This is a genomic window from Amycolatopsis sp. WAC 01376 (genome assembly GCF_003947415.1).
In the GTDB taxonomy this organism is placed as follows: Bacteria; Actinomycetota; Actinomycetes; order Mycobacteriales; family Pseudonocardiaceae; genus Amycolatopsis.
The window spans coordinates 48,895-70,185 of sequence record NZ_QHKL01000008.1 but is presented as its reverse complement, the minus strand read 5'-3'; the positions used below and the strand labels follow the sequence as shown (position 1 = coordinate 70,185).

17 protein-coding genes are annotated in these 21,291 nt (G+C 69.0%); 10 read left to right on the top strand and 7 right to left on the bottom strand.

From position 1 onward, the window contains the following. The first annotated feature begins 68 nt into the window (after positions 1–68). The 6 genes from DMH03_RS33660 to DMH03_RS33635 all read left to right on the top strand — a co-directional run bounded on the left by DMH03_RS33660 (position 69) and on the right by DMH03_RS33635 (position 5,292). Positions 69–971 carry an ABC transporter ATP-binding protein gene (locus DMH03_RS33660; RefSeq protein ID WP_125796051.1) on the top strand — a complete coding sequence of 301 codons (903 nt, stop codon included), beginning with the start codon at positions 69–71 and terminating at the stop codon, positions 969–971. Continuing rightward, on the top strand, positions 968–1,699 hold the full coding sequence (locus DMH03_RS33655; protein WP_125796050.1) for an ABC transporter permease: 732 nt from the start codon (positions 968–970) through the stop codon (positions 1,697–1,699). Before DMH03_RS33660 ends, DMH03_RS33655 begins: the two co-directional genes overlap by 4 nt. A gap of 20 nt (positions 1,700–1,719) precedes the next feature. Beyond that, complete coding sequence (locus DMH03_RS33650) at positions 1,720–2,349, top strand: hypothetical protein (protein WP_125796049.1); 630 nt, start codon at positions 1,720–1,722, stop codon at positions 2,347–2,349. Continuing rightward, positions 2,346–2,669: a transcriptional regulator gene (locus tag DMH03_RS33645; protein WP_034320046.1), complete on the top strand. Its 324-nt coding sequence runs from the start codon at positions 2,346–2,348 to the stop codon at positions 2,667–2,669. The genes DMH03_RS33650 and DMH03_RS33645 overlap by 4 nt, the downstream gene beginning before the upstream one ends. After that, complete coding sequence (locus tag DMH03_RS33640; RefSeq protein ID WP_125796048.1) at positions 2,656–3,978, top strand: DNA polymerase IV; 1,323 nt, start codon at positions 2,656–2,658, stop codon at positions 3,976–3,978. The genes DMH03_RS33645 and DMH03_RS33640 overlap by 14 nt, the downstream gene beginning before the upstream one ends. A gap of 186 nt (positions 3,979–4,164) precedes the next feature. After that, the gene (locus tag DMH03_RS33635; RefSeq protein ID WP_125796047.1) at positions 4,165–5,292 is read left to right on the top strand and encodes a CapA family protein; all 1,128 of its coding nucleotides are present in this window, start codon (positions 4,165–4,167) and stop codon (positions 5,290–5,292) included. A gap of 57 nt (positions 5,293–5,349) precedes the next feature. On the opposite strand, the gene DMH03_RS33630 is transcribed toward DMH03_RS33635, so the two are convergent. Next, entirely contained in the window at positions 5,350–6,375 is a 1,026-nt protein-coding gene (locus DMH03_RS33630) for a family 2 encapsulin nanocompartment cargo protein polyprenyl transferase (protein WP_125796046.1), read from the bottom strand. A gap of 485 nt (positions 6,376–6,860) precedes the next feature. Between DMH03_RS33630 and DMH03_RS33625 the strand changes: the two genes are divergently transcribed. Next, entirely contained in the window at positions 6,861–7,625 is a 765-nt protein-coding gene (locus DMH03_RS33625; RefSeq protein WP_125796045.1) for a DUF4239 domain-containing protein, read from the top strand. Between the two features lie 4 nt (positions 7,626–7,629). Then, a complete protein-coding gene (locus DMH03_RS33620) occupies positions 7,630–8,835 on the top strand; it encodes a serine protease (RefSeq protein ID WP_125796044.1) in 1,206 nt (401 codons plus the stop codon). A 1-nt stretch (position 8,836) separates the two neighbouring features. Here the strand turns inward: DMH03_RS33620 and DMH03_RS33615 are convergent, their stop codons facing one another. The 5 genes from DMH03_RS33615 to DMH03_RS33595 all read right to left on the bottom strand — a co-directional run bounded on the left by DMH03_RS33615 (position 8,837) and on the right by DMH03_RS33595 (position 17,329). Beyond that, complete coding sequence (locus DMH03_RS33615; RefSeq protein WP_199749125.1) at positions 8,837–9,853, bottom strand: autoinducer 2 ABC transporter substrate-binding protein; 1,017 nt, start codon at positions 9,851–9,853, stop codon at positions 8,837–8,839. Between the two features lie 304 nt (positions 9,854–10,157). Next, positions 10,158–11,378, bottom strand: coding sequence for a glycoside hydrolase family 88 protein (locus tag DMH03_RS33610; RefSeq protein ID WP_125796361.1), 1,221 nt, complete (start codon positions 11,376–11,378; stop codon positions 10,158–10,160). Between the two features lie 94 nt (positions 11,379–11,472). Next, positions 11,473–12,858: an FAD-binding oxidoreductase gene (locus DMH03_RS33605; RefSeq protein WP_125796042.1), complete on the bottom strand. Its 1,386-nt coding sequence runs from the start codon at positions 12,856–12,858 to the stop codon at positions 11,473–11,475. Positions 12,859–13,006: 148 nt separating this feature from the next. Beyond that, positions 13,007–14,242, bottom strand: coding sequence for a hypothetical protein (locus DMH03_RS33600; RefSeq protein WP_125796041.1), 1,236 nt, complete (start codon positions 14,240–14,242; stop codon positions 13,007–13,009). Between the two features lie 135 nt (positions 14,243–14,377). Beyond that, positions 14,378–17,329 carry a BTAD domain-containing putative transcriptional regulator gene (locus DMH03_RS33595; protein ID WP_125796040.1) on the bottom strand — a complete coding sequence of 984 codons (2,952 nt, stop codon included), beginning with the start codon at positions 17,327–17,329 and terminating at the stop codon, positions 14,378–14,380. 142 nt (positions 17,330–17,471) lie between these two features. On the opposite strand from DMH03_RS33595, the gene DMH03_RS33590 reads away from it, so the two are divergent. Next, a complete protein-coding gene (locus DMH03_RS33590) occupies positions 17,472–18,128 on the top strand; it encodes a hypothetical protein (protein ID WP_199749123.1) in 657 nt (218 codons plus the stop codon). 43 nt (positions 18,129–18,171) lie between these two features. After that, positions 18,172–19,743, top strand: coding sequence for an alkaline phosphatase (locus DMH03_RS33585; protein ID WP_125796039.1), 1,572 nt, complete (start codon positions 18,172–18,174; stop codon positions 19,741–19,743). Between the two features lie 508 nt (positions 19,744–20,251). On the opposite strand, the gene DMH03_RS33580 is transcribed toward DMH03_RS33585, so the two are convergent. Next, a complete protein-coding gene (locus tag DMH03_RS33580) occupies positions 20,252–21,256 on the bottom strand; it encodes a helix-turn-helix domain-containing protein (RefSeq protein WP_125796038.1) in 1,005 nt (334 codons plus the stop codon). Positions 21,257–21,291 lie beyond the last annotated feature (35 nt).

The following is a 21,291-nucleotide window of genomic DNA, read 5'->3' as shown; positions in this document are numbered from 1 at the left end:
TACAGGGGACTTTGTGTTACAAAGTGGAAGTGAGCTTTGTAGTTCAGAGTGCTCGAAGGGGGAAAGTCATGGCGGACGCGTTCAGCCTCGAAGGGCTGGTGAAGCGCTTCGGCAACGTCCTGGCCGTCGACGACGTCAGCATGCGGGTCGCACCGGGGGAGGTGGTGGCGCTGCTCGGGCCGAACGGCGCGGGCAAATCGACCACCATCGACATGCTGCTGGGGCTGACCAGGCCGGATTCGGGCCGGGTGCGGGTCGCCGGGCTCGGCGCGGCCGAGGCGATGGACCGGGGGATGGTCGGCGCGATGGCGCAGAACGGGACGCTGCTGAGGGACGCGACGGTCGCGGAACTCGTCGGCCTGTTCGCCTCGCTGCACCGCAATTCGCTGTCTGTCCGCGAGGTCCTCGAACGCGCCGGAGTCACCGAATACGCGAACCGCCGCTGCGGAAAGCTCTCCGGTGGCGAGCAACAGCGGGTGCGGTTCGCGCTCGCGCTGGTCGGAGATCCGGACCTGCTGGTGCTCGACGAGCCGACCGCGGCCATGGACGTCGACGGGCGCCGCCGCTTCTGGGCGTCGATGCGCGAGTACACCGGGACGGGCCGGACGGTCCTCTTCGCGACGCATTACCTCGCCGAAGCCGAGGACTACGCGGACCGCGTCGTGCTCATGCGGCACGGCCGCGTCGTCGCGGACGGCCCGGTCGGCGAGGTCCGGGCCGCGGTCGCCGGACGGGTGCTGCGCGCCGTCGTCCCGGACGCCACCGAAGCCGGGCTGGCCGCGTTGCCCGGGGTGTCGCGCGCGGTACTGCGGGCCGGGCACGCGGAGCTGGGGTGCGCCGATTCCGACGCCGCCATCCGCGGCCTGCTGCGCGAGTTCCCGCTCGCCTCGAACATCGAAATCACCGCTGTGGGACTGGAAGAAGCCTTCATCGCGCTGACGGCCGATGCGGCCGAAGGAGCTTTGAAATGAACCTGAACTACCTGGCGCTCGAGATCAAGCGCATCGTCCGCAGCCCGCAGTTCGCGTTGTTCACCATCGGCATGCCACTGGCGATGTTCCTGTTGTTCGGCGGGATCTTCGGCGCCAGCGAGATCGCTCCCGGGGTTTCGACCGCGACCGTGACCATGGTGAACATGGCCGCGTACGGCGCCATGACCGCCGCGTTGTTCACCGGCACCCGTGTCGCCACCGAGCGCACCGACGGCTGGCAGCGCACCCTGAGGCTGACGCCGATGCGAGCGCCGGGCTATCTGGGGGTCAAGGTGTCGGCTGGGATGTTCGTCGCGTTGCCCGTGCTGCTGGTGATCTTCGCGGCCGGGATGATCCGCGGTATCCGGCTCGAAACCGGGCAGTGGCTGACGATCTTCGGCACGCTCTGGCTCGGGACGCTGCCCTTCGCGGTGCTGGGCCTGATGATCGGCCTGTTCGGCAAGGGCGACACCGTCCAGGCGGTGACCGGCGCGCTGATGCTGCCGCTCGGCATGTTCGGCGGATTGTGGATCCCGCTGCAGGTCCTGCCCGGCTGGATGAACACCGCGGGGCACCTCATGCCGACGTATTGGCTCGGTGAAATCGGCCGCGCGCCGGTGCTCGGCGGATCGGGCACGGTGACCGCGGTCGGAGTGCTCGCGGCGTGGCTGGTGGTGCCCGCGCTCGTGGTGATGGCGAGGTTCCGGCTCGACACGGCGAGACTGTGAACCCGTGTTAGTTTTCCGAAGTGGCGGAGGATGAACGGGACGACGACGCGCGGTCGATGACGCCCGAGGAGTCGCTCGCGCTCATCGCCGCGCAGTCGGAGAAGACCCGGCGTGAGATCGGGCCGAATCCCGCGGTGCTGCTGGCCGTCTGGGGACTGGTGTGGCTGTTCGGTTTCGGGCTCGTCTACGTCTCCGCCCCGCCCACCGCGCTGCTGCCGATGTGGGCCGCCGCGGCGATCGTCGGCGCCGGTTTCGTCGGGGCCATGGCGTATTCGGCGGTCTACGGCATCCGGTCGGGCCGCGGCGTGCGCGGGCCGTCCCGGCTCGTCGGGGCGATGTACGGGTGGAGCTGGATGATCGCGTTCGGCGGGCTGACGGTGGTGAACACCGCGCTGATCCGTCTCGGCCTCGACACCGAGCTGATCCCGTTGCTGTGGTCGGGGACCGCGCTCATGCTGACCGGACTGATGTACCTCGCCGGCGGGATGCTGTGGCAGAGCAGACTGCAGTACGGCCTCGGCGTTTGGATCATCGCGTGCGGTGCGGCGAGTGTGCTGGCCGGGGGACCGTACAACTTCCTCGTGCTGAGCGTCGCGGGCGGCGGTGGCTTCCTGGTGGCGTCGCTGGTCTTCCTGGTGCGGGCGCGATGAGCGAAGACGGGCTGCCCCAGCTCGATCCGGTGATCCACGCGCAGGCGCGGCTGCGGGTCACCGTCGCGCTGTCGAGCCTCGGGCCGGGCGACAGCATCACTTTCCCGCGCCTGCAGCAACTGCTGGACATGACACCGGGCAACCTGTCGACGCATCTGCGCAAACTCGAGGACGCCGGCTACGTCGAGATCACCAAGGCCTTCGAACACCGCACACCGGTGACGCTGGTCGAGTTGACCACCCGGGGCCGGGCCGCGTTCGAGGAGTACACGAAGGCCCTGCACCGTCTTCTCGAGGTTCCGGGCGATGGGCGCGCATGACCGGTGGGTCATCCACCTCGACATGGACGCGTTCTACGCCTCCTGTGAACAGCTGACCCGGCCGACCCTGGCGCGGCGTGCCGTGCTGGTCGGCGGTGCGGGCCCGCGCGGCGTGGTCGCCGGCGCGAGTTACCAGGCGCGCGAACACGGGATCAAATCGGCGATGCCGATGTCGCAGGCCCGGCGGCTGCTGCCGCCGACCGGGGTCATCCTGCCGCCCCGGTTCAAACTCTACGAACTGCTGAGCACCCAGGTGTTCGACCTCGTCGCCCAGTACGCGCCGGTGCTGGAACGGATCTCCCTCGACGAGGCGTTCGCGGAACCGCCTTCACTCGCCGGGGCTTCCTCGGCCGAGGTGCGGGAATTCGGTACGCGCCTGCGGGAGCACATCCGGTCCGAAATCGGCCTGGTGGCGTCGATCGGGGCGGCGTCGGGGAAACAGGTCGCGAAGGTCGCCTCGGATCTGGCGAAACCGGACGGCCTGCTCGTCGTCGACCAAGGCACCGAACGCGATTTCCTCGCGCCACTGCCGACCAGGGTGCTGTGGGGGATCGGCCCGGTGGCGGAAGGGAAACTGCGCGCGATCGGCGTCCGGACACTGGGCCAGCTGACCGCGCTCTCCGACGCCGACGCGGTGTCCACTTTGGGCAGCGTGGTCGGCAGGGACCTGCGGCGGCTGGCCACCGGCGTCGACGACCGGCCGGTGTCCGACCGCGCGGAACTCAAACAGGTCAGCGCGGAGACGACCTTCGACCGGGACCTGATCGACCTGGTGAGCCTGCGCCGCGAGGTCCGCGACCTCGCCGTGCACGCGCACCGGCGGCTCGTCAACGCCGACCGGGTCGCGCGGACGGTGGTGGTGAAACTGCGGCACACCGACTTCAGCACGGTGACCCGCTCGGAAACGATGGCCTCGCCGACCGACGAATTCGACCAGCTCGCCTCCATGGCGGAACGCCTGCTGATCGACCCGGCCGAATTCGGCGGAGTACGGCTCGCCGGGGTCGCGTTCTCCGGGCTTTCGGTGCCGCATCAGGATCCGCTGTTCACCCTCACCGTCCCGGCTTCGGACGTGCCCGTGGTCTCGCGCGCTCCCGCTCCGGCGCCGGTTCCCGTGGTGTCGTCGACCTGGCGGCCCGGCGACGACGTCGTGCACGAGGAGTATGGAACCGGGTGGGTGCAGGGGGCCGGACATGGGCGGGTGACCGTCCGGTTCGAGACGCGGTCCAGCGGGCCGGGGGTGGCGCGGACCTTTCCGCAGGAGGATTCGGCGTTGCGCAAGGGCGAACCCGGTGACTGCTTGGTCTGACCGGTTCACGCCTGAGTGCCTCTTTGCGAGCCGGCGGGTGCTCCCGATGTGACATTGGGGACGTTGAGTGACCCCAATGTCACATTGGGGGCGGTAAGGGGCTCAGCCTCGGTGACTTCGGTTGAGTGTCGTACCCGATCGGCGTAAGGCAGGATGGGAAGAACTGTCACCCGATCGAGGGAATCGATGTTCAGCTCCCGCGCCCGTCAGACCACCGCCCTCCTCGGCGCCGCTGTCCTGCTCGCCGCCTGCAGTACCACGCCTGACCAGCAGGAACAGCCGCCCGCAGCCGAGGCGCCGCCGTCGAGCCGGGCGCCGGAGGGGTCGTTCACCGTGGTCGCGACCGGTGACGTGCTGATCCACCCCGCGCTGACCGATCAGGCCAAGGTGGACGGCGGTGGCAAGATCGACTACCGGCCGTTGCTGGCCGGGATCAAACCGCTGATCTCCGGGGCCGACCTCGGCATCTGCCATCTCGAGACCCCGCTCGCGCCGAAGGGCGGCCCCTACAGCGGGTACCCGTCGTTCAGCGCGCCGCCCGAGATCGTCGACGCGCTCAAGGACACCGGGTACGACAACTGCTCGACGGCGTCCAACCACACGATCGACCAGGGGGTCGACGGCGCGACCCGGACCCTCGACGAACTCGACGAGGCGGGGATCAAGCACACCGGTTCGGCGCGTTCGGCCGAAGAGGCCGAGAAGCCGCTGATCGTCGACGTCAACGGCGTCAAGGTCGCTCAGATTTCGTTCTCCTACGGGTTCAACGGGATCAAGGTGCCCGCCGGTAAACCCTGGCTGGTCAACCAGATCGACGCCGAAGACGTGATCGCCGAGGCCAAGGCCGCGCGGAAGGCGGGCGCCCAGGTCGTGCTCGCGAGCCTGCACTGGGGCACCGAATACCAGCACGACCCGACCGCCGAGCAGCGCTCACTGGCGAAGAAACTCCTCAACGACGACTCGATCGACCTGATCATCGGCCACCACGCGCACGTCGTGCAGCCCTTCGAGCGGATCAACGGCAAGTGGGTCGCCTACGGCCTCGGCAACAGCGTTGCCCGGCATTCGGAGCCGAAGGGGTCGACCGAACAGGGCGCCGCCGCGCGGTTCCGGTTCGTGCGGGACGGCGAACGCTGGAAGGTCGACAAAGCCGAATACGTCCCGACGCTGGTCCAGCTCGGCCCGCCGATCCGGCTGCTCGACCTGACCGCGGGTCAGGGCGGGAACGCCGGCGCGGAAGCGCTCAAGGCCACCGACGAGGTCGTCCTCGGCCGCGGCGCCGGTGAGCAGGGGCTGACCCGGCCGGGACGCTGACCCGGCGGGACAGGGATGGGCTCTTCCCGGCCCACCCCTGCCTTCCCGCGCCCGCCTTCAATATCGTCGCCGCACCACCAGTTTCGCGAGGGCCGCGAGTTCGGCGCCTGGGCGGGGCACCGGATTCGAGACGGCGAGATGGTGCAGCGCGCCGGTCAGGAGCGCGTCGGCCTGCTCCTGGCTCCACGTCCGGCCGCCCGCCCGTTCCACCAGCTCCGCCGCGTGGGGCAATTCCGCGGCGTCGAGGTTTTCCTTGCGGTACAAGGCATCCAGTTCTCGCCCGGCGTCCGTCCCGGAGTGGAGCGCGGCCACCACCGGCAGGGACTTCTTCCGGTTGGAGAGATCCGAGTGGACCGGTTTCCCGGTCACCGCCGGATCGCCCCAGATCCCGAGGAGATCGTCGATGTGCTGGAACGCCAGCCCGAGTGCCCTCCCGTACTCGGTCAGCCGGTCGACCTGATCCTGCCTCCCTTCCCCGGCGAGCGCGCCGAGCGTGCAGGACGCCCCGAGCAACGCGCCGGTCTTCCCCTCGGCCATGCGTACGCATTCGGCGGTGTCGACGTCGCCGCGTTCCTCGAACTTCAGATCCGCGCTCTGTCCCTCCAGCAGGTCGATCACGGCCGTGCTGAGCACGCGCAGCGCGGTCTGCCCGAACGGGGCCAGCACCTCGAAGGCGCGGCACAGCAGGGCGTCTCCGGCCAGAATCGCCGCGCCGGTACCGAAAACGGTCCAGGCCGTCGGGCGGTGCCGCCGGGTGGTGTCGGAGTCCATCACGTCGTCGTGCAGCAGGGAGAAGTTGTGCACCATCTCCACCGCGACCCCCACCGGGACGGCGATCTCGGCGTCCCCGCCGACGGCCTGCGCCGACAACAGCGCCAGCGCGGGCCGTAAGGCCTTTCCACCGTCCGAAGTGGACGGTCGACCGTGCTCGTCCCACCACCCGAAGTGGTAGCCGGCGATGAGCCGCATCGATTCGGGCAGTCCGTCGACGGCCTCGCGCAGTGCCGGGTCGAGCAGATTCCGACTCCAGGTCAGCACTTCGACGGCGGGCCGGGCACCGGTATGGGTCTCGATGGTCGTCAACGGACTCCCTTTCGGTCTCGCAGTCGACGGGATGACACAACCGGTGGTCGACCAGGTGAACTGCTGCAACTCAATTCGTGGATACCCATTCGAGTGGAGTGGGTGCAAAGTCAACATAGCAAGCGGTAATGCCCGGACAAACAACTCGATCGGGTCTGCGGAGAGGTTCACCTGTTTGCCGGACTGGTCCGGACGCGCCGTTCCGAGGCGGCCGTTTGCGTGTCGGAGCTACGGGAAATGTCGGTATACGGTCACGTCGGTGACGTCTCGTGGTGGCTGCTCACCCGGTCGTGAAGCTGCGTTCCCCGACTGATGACGACCCTTCCCTGCGTGTGTCGGAAATCGTTTCGCATTACGGGAAATTGGGCCGAGAAGGTGACGATCGACTTAGGCTCATCCGCCACCGGTATGAATTGATTCAAGCGGCCTTTTCCCCTTGTCTCGGCGTGAACTAGTTTCAGCACTCTGCGCACGGAAGGAGTCGAATGGGTATTTACCTGACCGGCATCGCTTGGGTCGTCGGCGCGGCGGCCTTGGCGGGATTCGTCGGCTACCTCGTCCGCCGGTTCGGCTGGGACGAAGGACGGCCGGACAACAACGACGCCGCCGGCCAGGTGTTCACCATCGTCGGCGGCCTGCACGCCGTCATGGTGGCGTTCATCTTGATCTCCCTCTTCGACTCCGCGAGCGCCGCGCGCGACGGCTCGTACCACGAGGCGGACGGCCTGGTCGCCACCGTCTGGGCCGCCGATTCACTGGGGACCGAGGTCAAGGACGAGGTGCGGAAGCTGAGCGCGGAGTACATCGCCACGGTCGAACAGAAGGAATGGCCGCAGATGGCGGGCGGTAAGGAGACCGTCCCCGACATCGGCTGGACGCAGCTCGACCAGCTGCGCAAGGCGATCGACAAGGCTCCCACGGACGACGACTGGCTCCGCGAGCGCAAGACCGAGGCGTCCACCCAGCTCTGGCAGGTCTACGAGGCCCGGCAGGAGCGGCTCAACGCGGTGGAGGGCGGCAAGGTCGGCGGCGTGGTCTGGTTCGCCCTGATCCTCGGCAGCCTCATCTCGGTGCTGCTGCCCAACCTGTTCGGCGGTACCCGGCTGGCCGCGCACCTGGTGATCGTGTCGACGCTGGCCGGCACGATCACGTTGCTGCTGTTCGCGATCTACCAGCTGCAGAACCCGTTCGGTGGTGGCGTGGGGATCCCGCCCGACGCCTTCACCGCCGCGCTGGCGAGGATCTCTTGAGCCGGTGCGCACCGTGGACGGTGTGACGCGGACGGCGGCGACGGTGGCCGTCGCGGGGCTCGTGGGGGCGTCGGCGCTGCTGGCCCCCATGGCCGCGCGCGCCGCCGAGTCCTGCCTGGTGGTGCAGGCGGAGACCGGGTCGCACGGGAAGTCGAAGCTGCGCTGGATCGACGTCGGCTCGGGGGCCACGTCGAGAGTGACCGATTCGGGCTACCGGCTCAACGCGCTCGGCTACTCCGCGACGCGGGACCGGGTCTTCGGTGTCGCCGAAGGCCTCAGCCGGGGCGCGCACGCGGTGACGATCGATCGTGACGGCGACATCCAGGACCTCGGCCCGATCACCCGTGCCGGGAACCGGCTGCCGGTATGGAGCCCGGTCGCGGGGGTGACCGCCGGCGCGATCGGCGGGAATTCCTGGTACCTGCTCAGGAACGGGACACTGTACACAGTGGACTTGACGCCGGGGGAGCGGTACCTGCGGGTGATCAAGACGGTGTTCCTGCGGCCGATCACCCTCGCCCACGACGTCAACGACTTCGCGTACCACAACGGACTGCTCTACGGCATTTCCACCACCTGGCGCGGGAAAGGGGCCGTGATCACCATCGACCCGGCGTCCGGCAAGGTCCGTGAAGCCGAAGACGCGCGTTTCCCGCCTGCCGACGTCTACGGCTCGGTCGTGCTCGGCCGCGACGGTGCCCTGTACGCCACGGCGAACCGGATCGGCGGGCGCAGCGTGCTCTACCGGCTGGATCGGAGCGGGCAAGTGACCGTGGTGCGTTCGGGACCGCCGCTGGCGGGTTCGGACGCCGCGGGCTGCCTCACCGCGGTCGAGCTCCCCGAGCCGCCGAAACCGGAGCCGCCCAAGCCGACACCGACGCCTACGCCGACCCCGGCTCCCACGCCTTCTCCTTCTCGCACCCCGTCTCCCAGCGCGACTCCGTCGCCGAGCCCTTCCCTCAGCCCGACGCCTAGCCCGACGCCGACTCCTTCGTCGAGCCCGGCGCCCACTTCCACCGCCAAGGTGACCCCGCCGCCCGTCGCCGTGCCGAAGCCGTCTCGTTCGGCGTCGCCGAGGGAACGGAAGGAAGAGGCGGCGGAGACCGATGCGCACGCCCGCACGGAGGAGAAACGGCGGTGGGGATTGACCGCACTGGTGCTGATCCTCGGTGGTGGCGCGGCGGCGGGTGCCGTCCGGCGGGGCCGGTGAGTCAGTACTTGAACTGGTCGACGTTCTCGCGCGTGATCAGCAGCGGGTCGCCCAGCAGCACGGTCTTCGTGTCTTCCTCGTACTTGATCGCCGGGAGTTCGAGATTGACCTTGTTCGACGGGCTGAGCGGTTTGCCCTCGGCGATCTGCTTACCCGCCCAAGCGGTGAGGTAGCCGAGCGATTCGACGTTCCACAGCACCGAAAGCGACGAGGAACCGTCCAGCAGGTACGGCTTGATCGCCTGCGGCGTCCCGACCCCGACCGTGAAGACGCGGCCGATCTTCTGCTGCGAACGGACCGCCTCGGCGACCCCGGGCGCGGACGTCGTGCACTCGCCGACCAGACCGGTGAGGTCGGGGTACTTGGTCATCAGCTCTTTGGCGAGCGCGGTGGCGGTGTCCTTGTCCTCGCCCGCGTAGACCGTCTCGACCAGCTGCGCTCCGGGATACCGCGAAGCGGTGTAGGCACGCTGGACGGCGATCCACGCGTTGAGGTTCTCGGCGGTCTCGCCACAGGAGACGATCGCGTACTTGCCCGCGTTCCCCATCTTCTTCATCAGCGCGTCGGTGAGCGCCTTGCCGATGCCCTCCGGGGTCGCCTGGTTGACGAACAGTTCGCGATCGGTGCCGGGCGCGTCGGTGTCCGAAGTGATCACATGGACGCCTTTGGCGCGCGCGTCGGTGATCGCGGGCGCGATCGCCCTGGGATCGTTCGGGGCGATCGCGATGACGTCCACCTGCTGATCGACGAGGCCACGCACGATCGAAACCTGCGCCGCGGGGTCCACCGTGGCCGGACCCGTCGAGATCCATTCGACACCGAGCTGCTTCGCCGCGGCCTGCCCGCCGGTGTTCATCGCCTCGAAGTACGGGATGCCCGCGACCTTCGGCACGAACGCGATCCGGATCGGCTTGGCCGCCAGCCCCGCCGGTTCCTCGCCGGTGCAGCCGGCCAGCCCGAACACCATGCCCAAAACGAGCACAGTGGCAACGACGAGCGTCTTCGTCGGCCCTCGCATCTCCACCCCATAGTCACGGAACCACTTGAACCCAGCCGATCGCTCTGCGCGCGGTGGAGACCTCCGGCGAAACTAGGGTCTCCGGTTACCCCGGTCAACCGGATGAGCGCAAAGGGTTACGGAAGTGAGTTCATCGACCTGGCCTGATTACCGGGTCGGCCTACGGAGGTGACTTTGGGTGACCGTGGGTGCCGGGTTCTGTGGGCGCAGGGCCGGCGCCTTCGCGACGATGTAGGAATCGGGACACTGAACGTCCCAATTCCTACATCGTCAACCATCGAGGGGAGCCGCTGTCCGCCGCCGGTCAGACGCTCGACAGGTCGATCGCCTTGTCGATCTCCGACGGCATCAGCACCCGCAGGATGCCCTCCAGCAGGTAGTAATCGCCGTAGGGCAAGGAAACCTCGACACCGTCCTCGGCGCGGCGGTTGCGCGTCCCGCGCGCCATGATCGCGTCGGCGCGGGTGGATTTCGTGGTCAGGCAGGTGTCGCACAACGCGGTGAGGATCCGGATCGCCGCCTCGCGGTACTGCGGCCGGTTCGCGACCTTCGCGAGGTCGAGCAGGCCGCACGCCATCACGGCGCCGGCGGAGGAGTCCTTGATGTCGTGCGGAGCCTGCGGCGCGAGGTAGTCCCACACCGGCACGTCGTCCGGGGTGAGGGCGCGCAGCGCGAAGTCGGCCAGGCGTTGCGCGGTCCGCAGGAACAGCGGGTCGCCGGAGCGCCGGTACATCGTGGTGAAGCCGTAGATCGCCCACGCCTGACCGCGTGACCAGCACGACGTCGGGCTGTAGCCCTGCACGGTGTTCGGGCCGATCTCGGCGCCCGTGGCCGGGTCGAAGTCGAACACGTGCGGGGTCGAACCGTCCGGGCGCAGGAAAACCCGTTCGGTGGTCTTCGCGTGTGAGACGGCGATGTCGAGGTACTTGCGGTCGCCGGTCTGCTTGCTCGCGAAGGTCAGCAGGTCCAGGTTCATCATCGTGTCGACGATGACCCGCCCGGCGTTGCCCGGGGTGCCGAGTGCGCCCCATGCCCGGATGAACTTTCCCTTTTCGTTGTAGCGCTGGATGAGCGACGCGGCGGCGTTGAGCGCGCCGGTGCGCCATTTCTCGTCGCCGGTGAGCCGCCAGCCGGTCACCCACGACGGGTAGAACAGGAATCCGAGGTCGTGGTCCCGCGTCTCGTGCTGTCGCGGCGCGAGCTTTTCCGCCGAAGCCATGGCGAGGGTGCGGAATTGCGGATCGCCGCTGTAGAGCGCGGCGAGCCACAAAGTGCCCGGCCAGAATCCGCCGATCCAGCCACCGTTCTGCGAATAGGTCCATTTCTCGAAGCGGGTGATCTCCGGAAAGGCCGTCACGCCGGGCGCGACGGTCCGCAGTTTGGTCACCGCGTACTCGGCAGTCCGGCGGAAAGTCTTCAGCCCGACGGCTTCTTGCTCGGCCGCGGTGGCGGCCGGGGTGATCGCGGTGGCCGCGGCGGCGGCACTGGCGGCGGTGGTCAACAGGGTTCGCCGGGAAACGCTCACAATGCCCGCCATTCGTCAGTGGGAAATGCGTCACGGGAGTTTCGCACGACGATTACGGACTTGTGAAGAGCATTCACGGTTGTGAATAACCGCGTCACTCAGCGGGACGGATGTTCGCATTGTGCCGGAACACGTTGCCCGGGTCGTACACCGCCTTGATCGCGGCCAGCCGCGCGTACTTCGCCGCGCCGAACGCCGTGCGCACCCGGTCTTCGTCGTATTCGTTCATGAAGTTCAGGTAGCCGCCGTAGTTGTTGGAATGCGGCAGGAGTTCTTCCCAGAGCGCCCGCGCCCAGTCGCGGTCTGCGGCCAGCAGTTCCGGCGTCGGGGCGGTGGCCGCGAAACCGAGGACGAAGCCGGGCGTGCGCGGTCCGCCGAACGCGGTCGCGTCGTGGTGCACCGTCGAGAACGTGTCCTGCAGCGGCACGAGCGGCATCACGGTCGTCGGCGACGCCTTCTCCGGCAGGCGCGCGGCGATCAGGTCGATGACCTTTTCGGACAGGGAGTCGACGTAGAGCGACTTCTCGTAGGCGAGGATGCCCCGCGGTGCCGTCGGGTCGAGCAGCTTCTGCAGATCCGCGTACGGCATCGGCGTGACCAGTTCGAACGCCGCGGGCAGCCCGCCCCGGATCCGTTCGATCAGCGGGGCCTGCCGTTCGGGACCGTCGAAGCCGGCGACGACCAGCGCGAGACCCGGCGCGAAATGGTGCTCCGGCGGGACGAATGGCGCGGGTGGCGCGGTGAGCCCGACGAGCATGGAACCGGTGCCCGACGGCAGCGACGCGATCACTTCCTTCGCGAAGCGCAGCACCTCCGCCGCGTTCTCCAGTGTCCAGAAGAACATTCCGACCTCGGTGAGGCCGACCCGGTGCAACCGGAACTCGAATTCCGTGACGACGCCGAAGTTCCCGCCGCCACCGCGCAGCGCCCAGAACAGATCCGGATGTTCCGCTTCGGAGGCCCGCAGGATCCTGCCGTCGGCCGTCACGACCTCCGCCGACAGCAGATTGTCGATGGTGAGCCCGTGTTTCGCGGTCAGCCAGCCGAAACCACCGCCGAGGGTGAGGCCGCCGACGCCGGTGTCGCTCACCGTGCCGCCGACCGTCGCGAGCCCGTACCGCTGCGTGGCCTCGTCGACGTCGGCCCAGACGGCGCCGCCGCCGACCAGCGCGGTGCGGGTGTCCGGGTCGACGGTGATCCGGCGCAGCCCGCCGAGGTCGATCAGCACACCGTCGTCGGCCACCGCGGAACCGCTGAAACTGTGCCCGCCGCCGCGGACGGTGATCTCGAGGTCCTTTTCCCGGCCGAAGGCCAACGCGGTGACGACGTCTTCGCGCGTGGCGCATTCGACGACCACCGCCGGACGGCGGTCGATGTCCCCGTTCCACACTGCGCGGGCGGCGTCGTAACCCGGATCGGCGGCGGTGACCACCGCGCCGGACAGCTTCCGGCGCAACGTGGTCGTCTCGGACGGATTCATCGGACCCCCTCAGGTCGTGGCTACCGCACAGTGTCGATCGCGCACGGCCCCGCTCAAGGTCCGCCGGCGCGGACGAAAGGGCGGCCGAAAGGGCGAAGGCCCGGCGCTATGGGGTGCGCCGGGCCTTCACGTCGAGGGGTTCAGTGGATCACGTGCACTTGGGCGCCACCGGCAGGTCCGATCCGGTCTGCAGGTAGGTGTCGGAGATGTAGTGTCCCGGGCCGATCCGGTCCCAGACATTGCTGGTGCCGAACTTGCCGGTGACGGTTTCACCCTCGACGTAGCATTCGATGGTGACCTTCGCGTAGTTCGCCGCGAGGCCCTTGATCGCCGCGGTGGTGCTCGCGGAGGCCCGGACGTTCATCGGGTCGCCCGCCGTGCTGACGACACCGGTCGGGCCGGAGCCGGTCCACAGGTAGGAGACGTTGACCCAGCCGTTGTCGGTCATCTTCAGACCGTCCCAGAAGGTGCCGTCCGCGAGGTCGATACCCGCCGGGTTGGCCACCCTGCGGCCGAACTCGTCCTTGCCGCCGTTGTAGCCGTCCTGGTACGCGGCCTGCGCTTCGGGCTTGCCCTGCGGCAGGTTCTTCCACATCTGACGGGTGGCCGACGGGTTCCAGTAGTCGTCCTTGGTGTTCCACGGGCCGACGTCCCACACCGGCGCGTATTCGCAGCGGCTGTTGTCGGTGCGGCAGATGCGCACGGTGTAGTTGCCGGTGTTCTTCGGCGCCAGGCCGCGGCCCGAGGGGAGGGCGACGAAGTGGTCGCGGGACTTGATCACGTGCCCGTTGGCGGTGGTTCCGCCGACGAGGCCTTCGCGGGTGCCGTAGACCCTGTACGTCAGCGGGGCGGCGGCCGCGCCGATCGCGTTCACCTGCGGGCCGAGCTCACCCTGGAGGGTGACGTCGCTGACCTTCGCGGTCACGCCGTCGTTCAAGGTGCGCAGTCCGATGCGGACCTGGACCGTGGAGACCGAAGTGGACAGCTGGGCGGCGCCGCCCTCGGTGGGCGTCCATTCGGTCCAGTCGTTGCCGTTGAGCTTGCCGCGGACGGCGACCTCGACCTCGGTGCCCTTCGGCGCGTCGGCGGTCACCTGGGCGGAGACCCGGTTCACCGGCTTCCCGAGCTTCTGCTCGGCCAGCAGCAGATAACCCTGGCTGCCGATGGAGTCGGGTTTTCTGTGCCAGGCGGCGTTTTCCAGGCTGAGCACGCCGCCGTCGCTGCGGACGTTGACATCGTCGCTGTCCACAGTGGACAAGTCGGCGCGCCAGCTTCCTTCGGGCGCCGCGTTCGCCGGGCTGGCGGCCAGCGCGGTGACCGCCCCCGATGCCAGCACAGCCAGCACGGCCGCCATCACCCGGCGGGCCTTAACGGTCCGGACCATTCCGGTCTCCCTTCGAGCACTCTCGGTTGCTATGAAGGGAGCTTCGCCGGGCCGTGTACACGATCGATACAAACGCAAGTCGGCACCTGGTTGCGGTGGGTGAAATCCGCAATCAGGTGCCGAAGTGCGAAAAGGTCAGGCGCTGGCGGAGTCGCCGTAAGAGGCTTCCGCCGATTCCTGCAGACGCGAAGCGAGCGCGGATTCCTGTGGCCGCGCGGAGAGTTCCCGCCACAGCGCGAGCGCGCGTTCCGAATACGTCCGCGACCGTTCGGGCTGGCTCAGCGCCTCGTGCAGTTCCCCGAGCAACTGCGACACCTCGGCCTCGGACCGGCGGTCCCCGTTGCGCCGGTGCACGCTCAGCGAATTGACCAGCAGCAGTTGCGCGTGGGCAAGGTCGCCGCTGTGCAGGTACAGCTCGCCGAGGTTCTGGTTCGCGTAGCCGACGCAATGGTCGTCGCCGAGTTCGTTGAAGATCGCGATCGCCCGGTCGACCCACTCCCGCGCGCCCGCGAGGTTGCCCTGATGCTGCCGCAGCATCGCGAGCCGCTTCAGCGCGTGCGCCTCGCGGTGCCGGTCGCCGATGCGCGCGGACTGTTCGAGCGCCTCGGTGAACCAGCGTTCCGCGTCGGGGTACCGGCGCCGCGCCAGCCACACCGCGCCGATCGCGATCCGCGCGACCGCCTCGCCGTGCGGATCACCGGCCGCCGCGAACTGGTCGAGCGCCGCGTGGCAATGCTCCAGCGCGACGGTGTCCTCGCCCTTGATCCGCAGCACGGTGCCGAGCCCGGCCAGCGCGATCGCCGCGCCCCGCGCGTCGCCGATCTTGTCGAACAGCAGTTGCGACTGCTCGAAGGCGACCAGGGCTTCGGCGTAACTGTCCTGGTAGAGCTGGATCTGTCCGAGGTTGCGCTGGATGATCGCCTCGCCGCGGACCTCGCCGGACCGGCGCGCGGCCGCCAGCGCGACGGCGTGCGTGTGCAGCCAGTCGTCCTGGTGCCCGCGCTGGCCGAAGTACGGCGCCAGCGCCGCGGCGAGCCGCCAGGCCAGCGCGTCGAGGCCGAGATCGGCGGCCAGCGAGACGGCGGCGACGCAGGTGTGCCGTTCGGCGGCGAACCACGCGGCCGGATCCTCGATCAGCTGCGCGGTCCCCGACGGGAGGGCGGGCTGGACGGCGGTGTCGTCCCGGTAGAGCCCGAAGAAATGGATCGGCATCCGGTCCGCGGCTTCGACCGCGAGCGCGAGATAGCCCTCCAGCACCCGTTTCGTGGCGTCGCGCGCTTTCGCCGGGACGTCCTGCGCGCGCAGTTCGAGGGCGTAGCACCGCAACAGGTCATGCAGGCGGTAGCGGGGTTCGCCGGTGCCGTCCGAGCCGCTGAGCTCGACCAGATGGGCGTCCACCAGCACATCGAGGACGTCTTCACCGTGCGTGCGGCCGAGCAGGGCCGCGACCACCCAGCCGGGGAACTGGACCGAGCCGAGTCCGCCGAGGCCTCGGAACGCGGTCGCCGCCGACATCGGCAGGAGGTCGTAGCTGAGGGTGACACTGGCCCGGACGGCGAGATCGCCGACGCGGAGCTCGTCCAATCTTCGTCTCTCGTCCCGCAGTCTGTCCGCGAGCACGCGCAACGTCCAGCCCGGGCGGTGGGTCAGCTTCGCCCCGGCCACCCGGATCGCCAACGGCAGGTATCCGCAGTGGCGCAGGATCGCGGCCGCGGAATCCGGCTCGGCGGCGACCCTGTCGGTGCCGACGATGCCTTCGAGCAGCGTCGCGGCCTCGGCTTCGGGCAGGAGTTCGACGTCGACCGGGGTGGCCCCGGCCAGATCCGGCATCCGCACCCGGCTGGTGATCAGGACCGCGCAGGAGCCCGCGCCGGGCAGCAGCGGCCGGACCTGCGCCGCGCTGCCGGCGTCGTCGAGCACGACGCACATCCGCAGGGTGGTGAGCCGGGACCGCAGCAACGCCGCGCGTTCGGGAAGCTCGCGCGGCAGCCCCGCGTCGGGGACGCCCAGCGCGCGGAGCAGCTCGGCGAGCACGGTCATCGGAGGCCGGGGCGAGGACGACGTCCCGGCGAGGTCGACGTGCAGCTGACCGTCCGGGAAATCGTCGCGGACCGCGTGCGCCACCCGGATCGCGACGGAGGACTTGCCGATCCCCGGCGCGCCCGAAAGCACCACGATCGCGGGTGTCCCCTGTTCGCGTCGGTCATGGAAGAGGCTGACAAGATCGCCGACCACCCCGTCGCGGCCGGTGAAGTCCGGCAGGTCGAGCGGCAGCTGGCAGACCGGTGCCATCGGCCGGGGGAGGGCGACGGCCACGGCGTCCGGGCTCACGGGCGGCGCCACGATCAGCGAAGCCCGCAGTTCCTTCAGCCGCGGGCCTGGTTCCGTGCCGAGTTCGTCGGCCAGCACCTTCTCGGCCGTTTCGTAGGCCTCGATCGCGTCGGCCGTGCGGCCGTCGGCCCGCAACGCGACGATCAGCTGCTGCCAGAGTTCCTCGCGCAGCGGATGTTCGGTGACCAGGCCGCGCAGTTCGGCGACGGCCTCGGCGGTCCGGCCGAGTTCGATCCTGGCGCGCAGCCGCTGTTCCTGGACCGCGAGCCGCAGTTCCGTCAACCTGGCCACGGTCGCGCCCCAGCCGTGGTCGTGGGGAAGGCCTTCGAGTACTTCTCCGCGCCACAGCGCTTCGGCTTGATCCAGCAGGTCGAGAGCGGGTTCGGCCTCCCCGCGGCCGAGCGCGGACTGGGCGTGGGCCGCCAATTCGCCGAAGCGGATGTGGTCGATCTCCCCGGGTGCCGCCTTGAGGATGTACCCGGAGGCCCGGCTCCCGATGCGCTCCCCGAGTTCGGGGTCGTGGTCGGCGAGGCGTTTGCGGAGTGAATGGACGTAGGTGCGGATGTTCGCCGCCGCCGAACGGGGCGCCGACGAAGGCCACAGGACCTCGATCAGCAGCTCGGTGGAGACGACGACGTTGGGCTGGAGCAGGAGAGCGGCCAGCAGCAGACGCGGTTTGGGGCCGCCGAGCGGCACCACCTGTCCGTCCACCGCCACTTCGAGCGGACCGAGAACGCGAAACCCGAGAATAGTCACCTAAACCGCCAATACGGCAGGAGCCCCATATCCGCCGATAATATTGCCGTCCCGCCATGGTTGGCTAGATCCATTCGCATGCATGTGCAGACACCTCGTCGGTTTGTACGTGATGTGTACGACGCCGGTCGACGCTGAAGCCATGAAGCGTTCAAGTGTCCGGCGGCTCGCCGGTTTCTTTCTCGTGCTGGTGACGGCGGGCGCCTTGGGCCTCGCCGGAGCCACTCCCGCACTGGCCGCGGCCACCGGGACCGTGAAGACGGCGGGTGATCCGCTGAACGTGCGCCGCGCCCCGAGTACCACCTCGACCGCGGTGCGCACGGTGGCCAACGGGGCCACGGTGACCATCGACTGCCAGACGATCGGGACCTCGGTCACCGGCCCGCTGGGCACCACGACGTTGTGGGACTACGTTCCCGCGCTCGGTGGTTACATCTCGGACGGCTATGTCCAAACCGGCTCCGATCAGCGGATCGCGCCCGACTGCGGGGTCGGTTCCGGCAGCGCCGAATGTTCCACCGGCGTCTGCGCGGGCGAGGGCCAGTTCCGTTCATCGGATGCTCATTTCCTCGTCTACGACAAGGACGCCGACGGCAAGTCCGCCGTGGTCGCCTACTGGCTGAAGGGTGGCGCCGGCCCGTTCTACGTCTGGGCCTCCGGCGGCAACGGCACCCACGTCGACAAGGCCGTGCCGGTCGCGAAGGGATCGTGGGTCTATTACAAGGTCTGCGTCGCCAACGCCGCCGCGAATCCGACCCTCGAAGCCTGTAGCGGTGGCATCACCGATTACGCCGCGTGAAATCCCTCCCCGTTCTTTCCCCACTTCGAAAGGTTGAATTCTCATGGGTCAGGTGAACCGGCGGGCGGTACTCCTCGGTGGAGCCGCGGCGGTTTCGGCGGCGGCCTTGTCGTCGACGTTGCCTTCATGGGCGAACGCCAGAACGATGGCGGCGGCGCCCGCCATCCACGACCCGTTCCAGCTCGGTGTCGCCTCGGGTGATCCCCTGCCGGACAGCGTCGTGCTGTGGACGCGGCTCGCTCCCGCGCCGCTGAACCCCGACGGCTTCGGCGGTATGCCGGACGCTTCGTACACAGTGGACTGGGAGATCGCGAACGACCAGGCGTTCTCCTCGGTGGTCCAGAGCGGCACCGCGACCGCGGCCCGCGCCTCCGGGCACAGCGTGCACATCGAGCCGGTCGGCCTCCAGCCGGGCCGCGAGTACTTCTACCGGTTCAAGACCAGCGGCTACATCTCACCGGTCGGCCGGACCCGGACCGCCCCCGCCGCCGGTGCCGCGGTCAGTCAGCTGAAGTACACCTTTTCCTCGTGCCAGCACTGGGAGGAGGGCTGGTACCACTCGTACAAGGGAATGCTCGCCGACAACCCGGAACTGGTGCTGTTCCTCGGCGACTACATGTACGAGCGGAAGTCCGGCCGCGCCGCCGCCGAACTGAACCCGCGCAGGCTGGCCTTCGCCGACGACGTGACGACGCTGGCCCACTACCGCGCCCGGCACGCCCAGCACAAGACCGACGCCGACCTGCAGAACGCGCACGCGATGGCGCCGTGGGTCGTGGTCTTCGACGACCACGAGGTGATGAACAACTGGAACGGCACCGCCAGCCCGGCCACCGCGGACCGCAAGGCCGCCGGTTTCCAGGCGTTCTACGAGAACATGCCGATCCGGTCCACCGCCAAGCCGAGCGGTGCGTCGATCCGGCTGTACCGGCAGTTCGGCTGGGGCAACCTCGCCCGGTTCCACATGCTCGACACGCGCCAGTACCGCAACGCGCAGGTGCCCGACCCCTCCGGTTCGGCGGGGCCGTCGTGCACCGACATGCGGTCGACGTCGCGCAGCATCCTGGGCACCACGCAGGAGGCTTGGCTGCTGAAGGCGTTGGAGACGCATCCGGCGAAGTGGGACTTCCTCGGCCAGCAAGTCTTCTTCGCCACCCGTGACGGCGACGGCAACAAGGCGACCTGCGAGAGCCCCGACTCCTGGCAGGGCTACGAGGCCTCCCGCGACCGGATCGCGAAGGGCATCGTGGACCGCAAGGTGCCGAACCCGATCGTGCTGACCGGCGACGTCCACCGGCACTGGGCGGCCGACCTGCGCCGAGACTACTTCAACCACAGCGACCCGGTGTTCGGTTCGGAACTGGTGACGACCTCGGTCACGAGCAACAGCGACACCGCGACCGACCCGTCGTCGACCTGGCTCTCGAACAACCCGCACGTCAAGTACTGCCGGGGAAAGCGCGGCTATGTCCGGGTGACGGCGTCGCAAACGCAGATGCGGGCCGACTTCATGACGGTTTCGGACACCAGCGAGTACGACTTCTCGAAGGTGACCCTCGCCGCGGACCGGTCCTACGTCGTCGAGGCGGGGAAGCCGGGGCTGCAGCGGGTGTAGGGGGCGGCGGCTGGTCGTTGGGTCTCGTGAGTGGCGCTTCGTGCGTGATGCCTGGCTTGAGGTACATGAAGGGGTCCTTCCTGTACATAGGCGCAAGGATGGGGTCCTTCATGTACTGGGGAAGGTGTGAAGGTCGAGTTTCCTCGGCTGAGCGGAGGGAACGGGTCCTTCACGCGCTGTCGCTGTAGTGCCGAGGCTCAACGCGGCCTTCCTGCCCGCCCCAGCCTCGGCTCGGGCCCGAGCTCCGCCCGGCATGCCGTGAGGGCCTCCTTCCCTACTCTGAGGGTAGGAAAGGAGGCCCTCACGGACCCGCGGTTCCTTCAGTGCTTCCGATGGGCCCGGCGTCGAGCTCTGATGTCGTGAAGGGCCCTTTGAGACCTTCATCGTCTTAAAGGGGCCCTTCACGACATTCCCAGGATCGCTGAGTTCCCGGGCGGGTGAGGGGACCCTGGGTCCCTCAAGGAGTCCTTCACGGACCCGCGATACCGGCTCATCCACCGCGCGTGAGTCAGGACAGCAGGTCCACCAGCGCGTCTCCGCGAGGTGTCCGGACGACGAGGACGACCTGGCCCTCGCGGTGCCGCTGGATCAGCCCGGCCGAAACGAGCTGTTCGCAGTGATAGGTAGCGGTGCTGGCGGCACACGACAGCAGATTCGCGATCTCCCCCATCCGGGCGGGCTTTCCCAAGTGCCGCAACAGTTTCGCCCGGTGGGCGCCGACCACGAGGTCGAGCCCTTCGACGCCGGGGGCGGTTTCGGGCCTGCCGCTTTCGAGCAAGCCGTCCAGCCCCGGCAGCGGGTAGCCGATCCAGATGGCGTCCTCTTCGTCGAAGTTGGACACCACCGAACGGGCGCCCGCGACCATCGGGACGAGGATCAGTTTGCGGCCGCGCGTGGTGTACCGCGCCGGTTCCGCGTCGGGTAGCAGCAGGCAGCCGTTGCTGAGCCGGAAATGCGGCCGCAGCAGGCCGAGTACCGCATCTGTCCCGCCTCGGACGGAGGCGACGCCGATCCGTTCGATCTCACGATCGAGCAGGGGACGGGCCTTGGTCCAGAGGTTTTCGGTCGCCACTCTGGTCGCGGTGAAGGCGTCCGCGAGCGAGGCGACCCAGCGTCTCGGATGGTCGGCGGCCTGCCGCCACTGCGCGGGCAACCGGTCGCCGAAAACCTCTTCGAGGCCTTTCAGGATGTCGGTTTCCGTCAGGTCGCGCAGCATTTCCGCCTGGGCGGCGGCGGAAGAGTCCTCGCCGGGGCTGATCGGGACGATGAAATCCGGCTGGACCGAGGTGCCCCGGCGGGCGAGTGCGCTCGCCGCGCGGTATCCCTGTTCGGGGATCGCCGAGCCCACCTGACGGCGCCAGGCGGCGGGCATACCTCGGTCGTACCCGCCGACGACCTCGACGAGCATCGAAACCAGCGAAACGTGCGGGGAAACCGTCACCCCGATCGGGATCGTGCTGGTGTCACCGAGTTCGAGCCGGGTATAAGAAGCCGGGGGCGGCGTCTCGCGCATCCGGTCGTCCCTCCTGGGAGTGGGCGTCGCAGCAC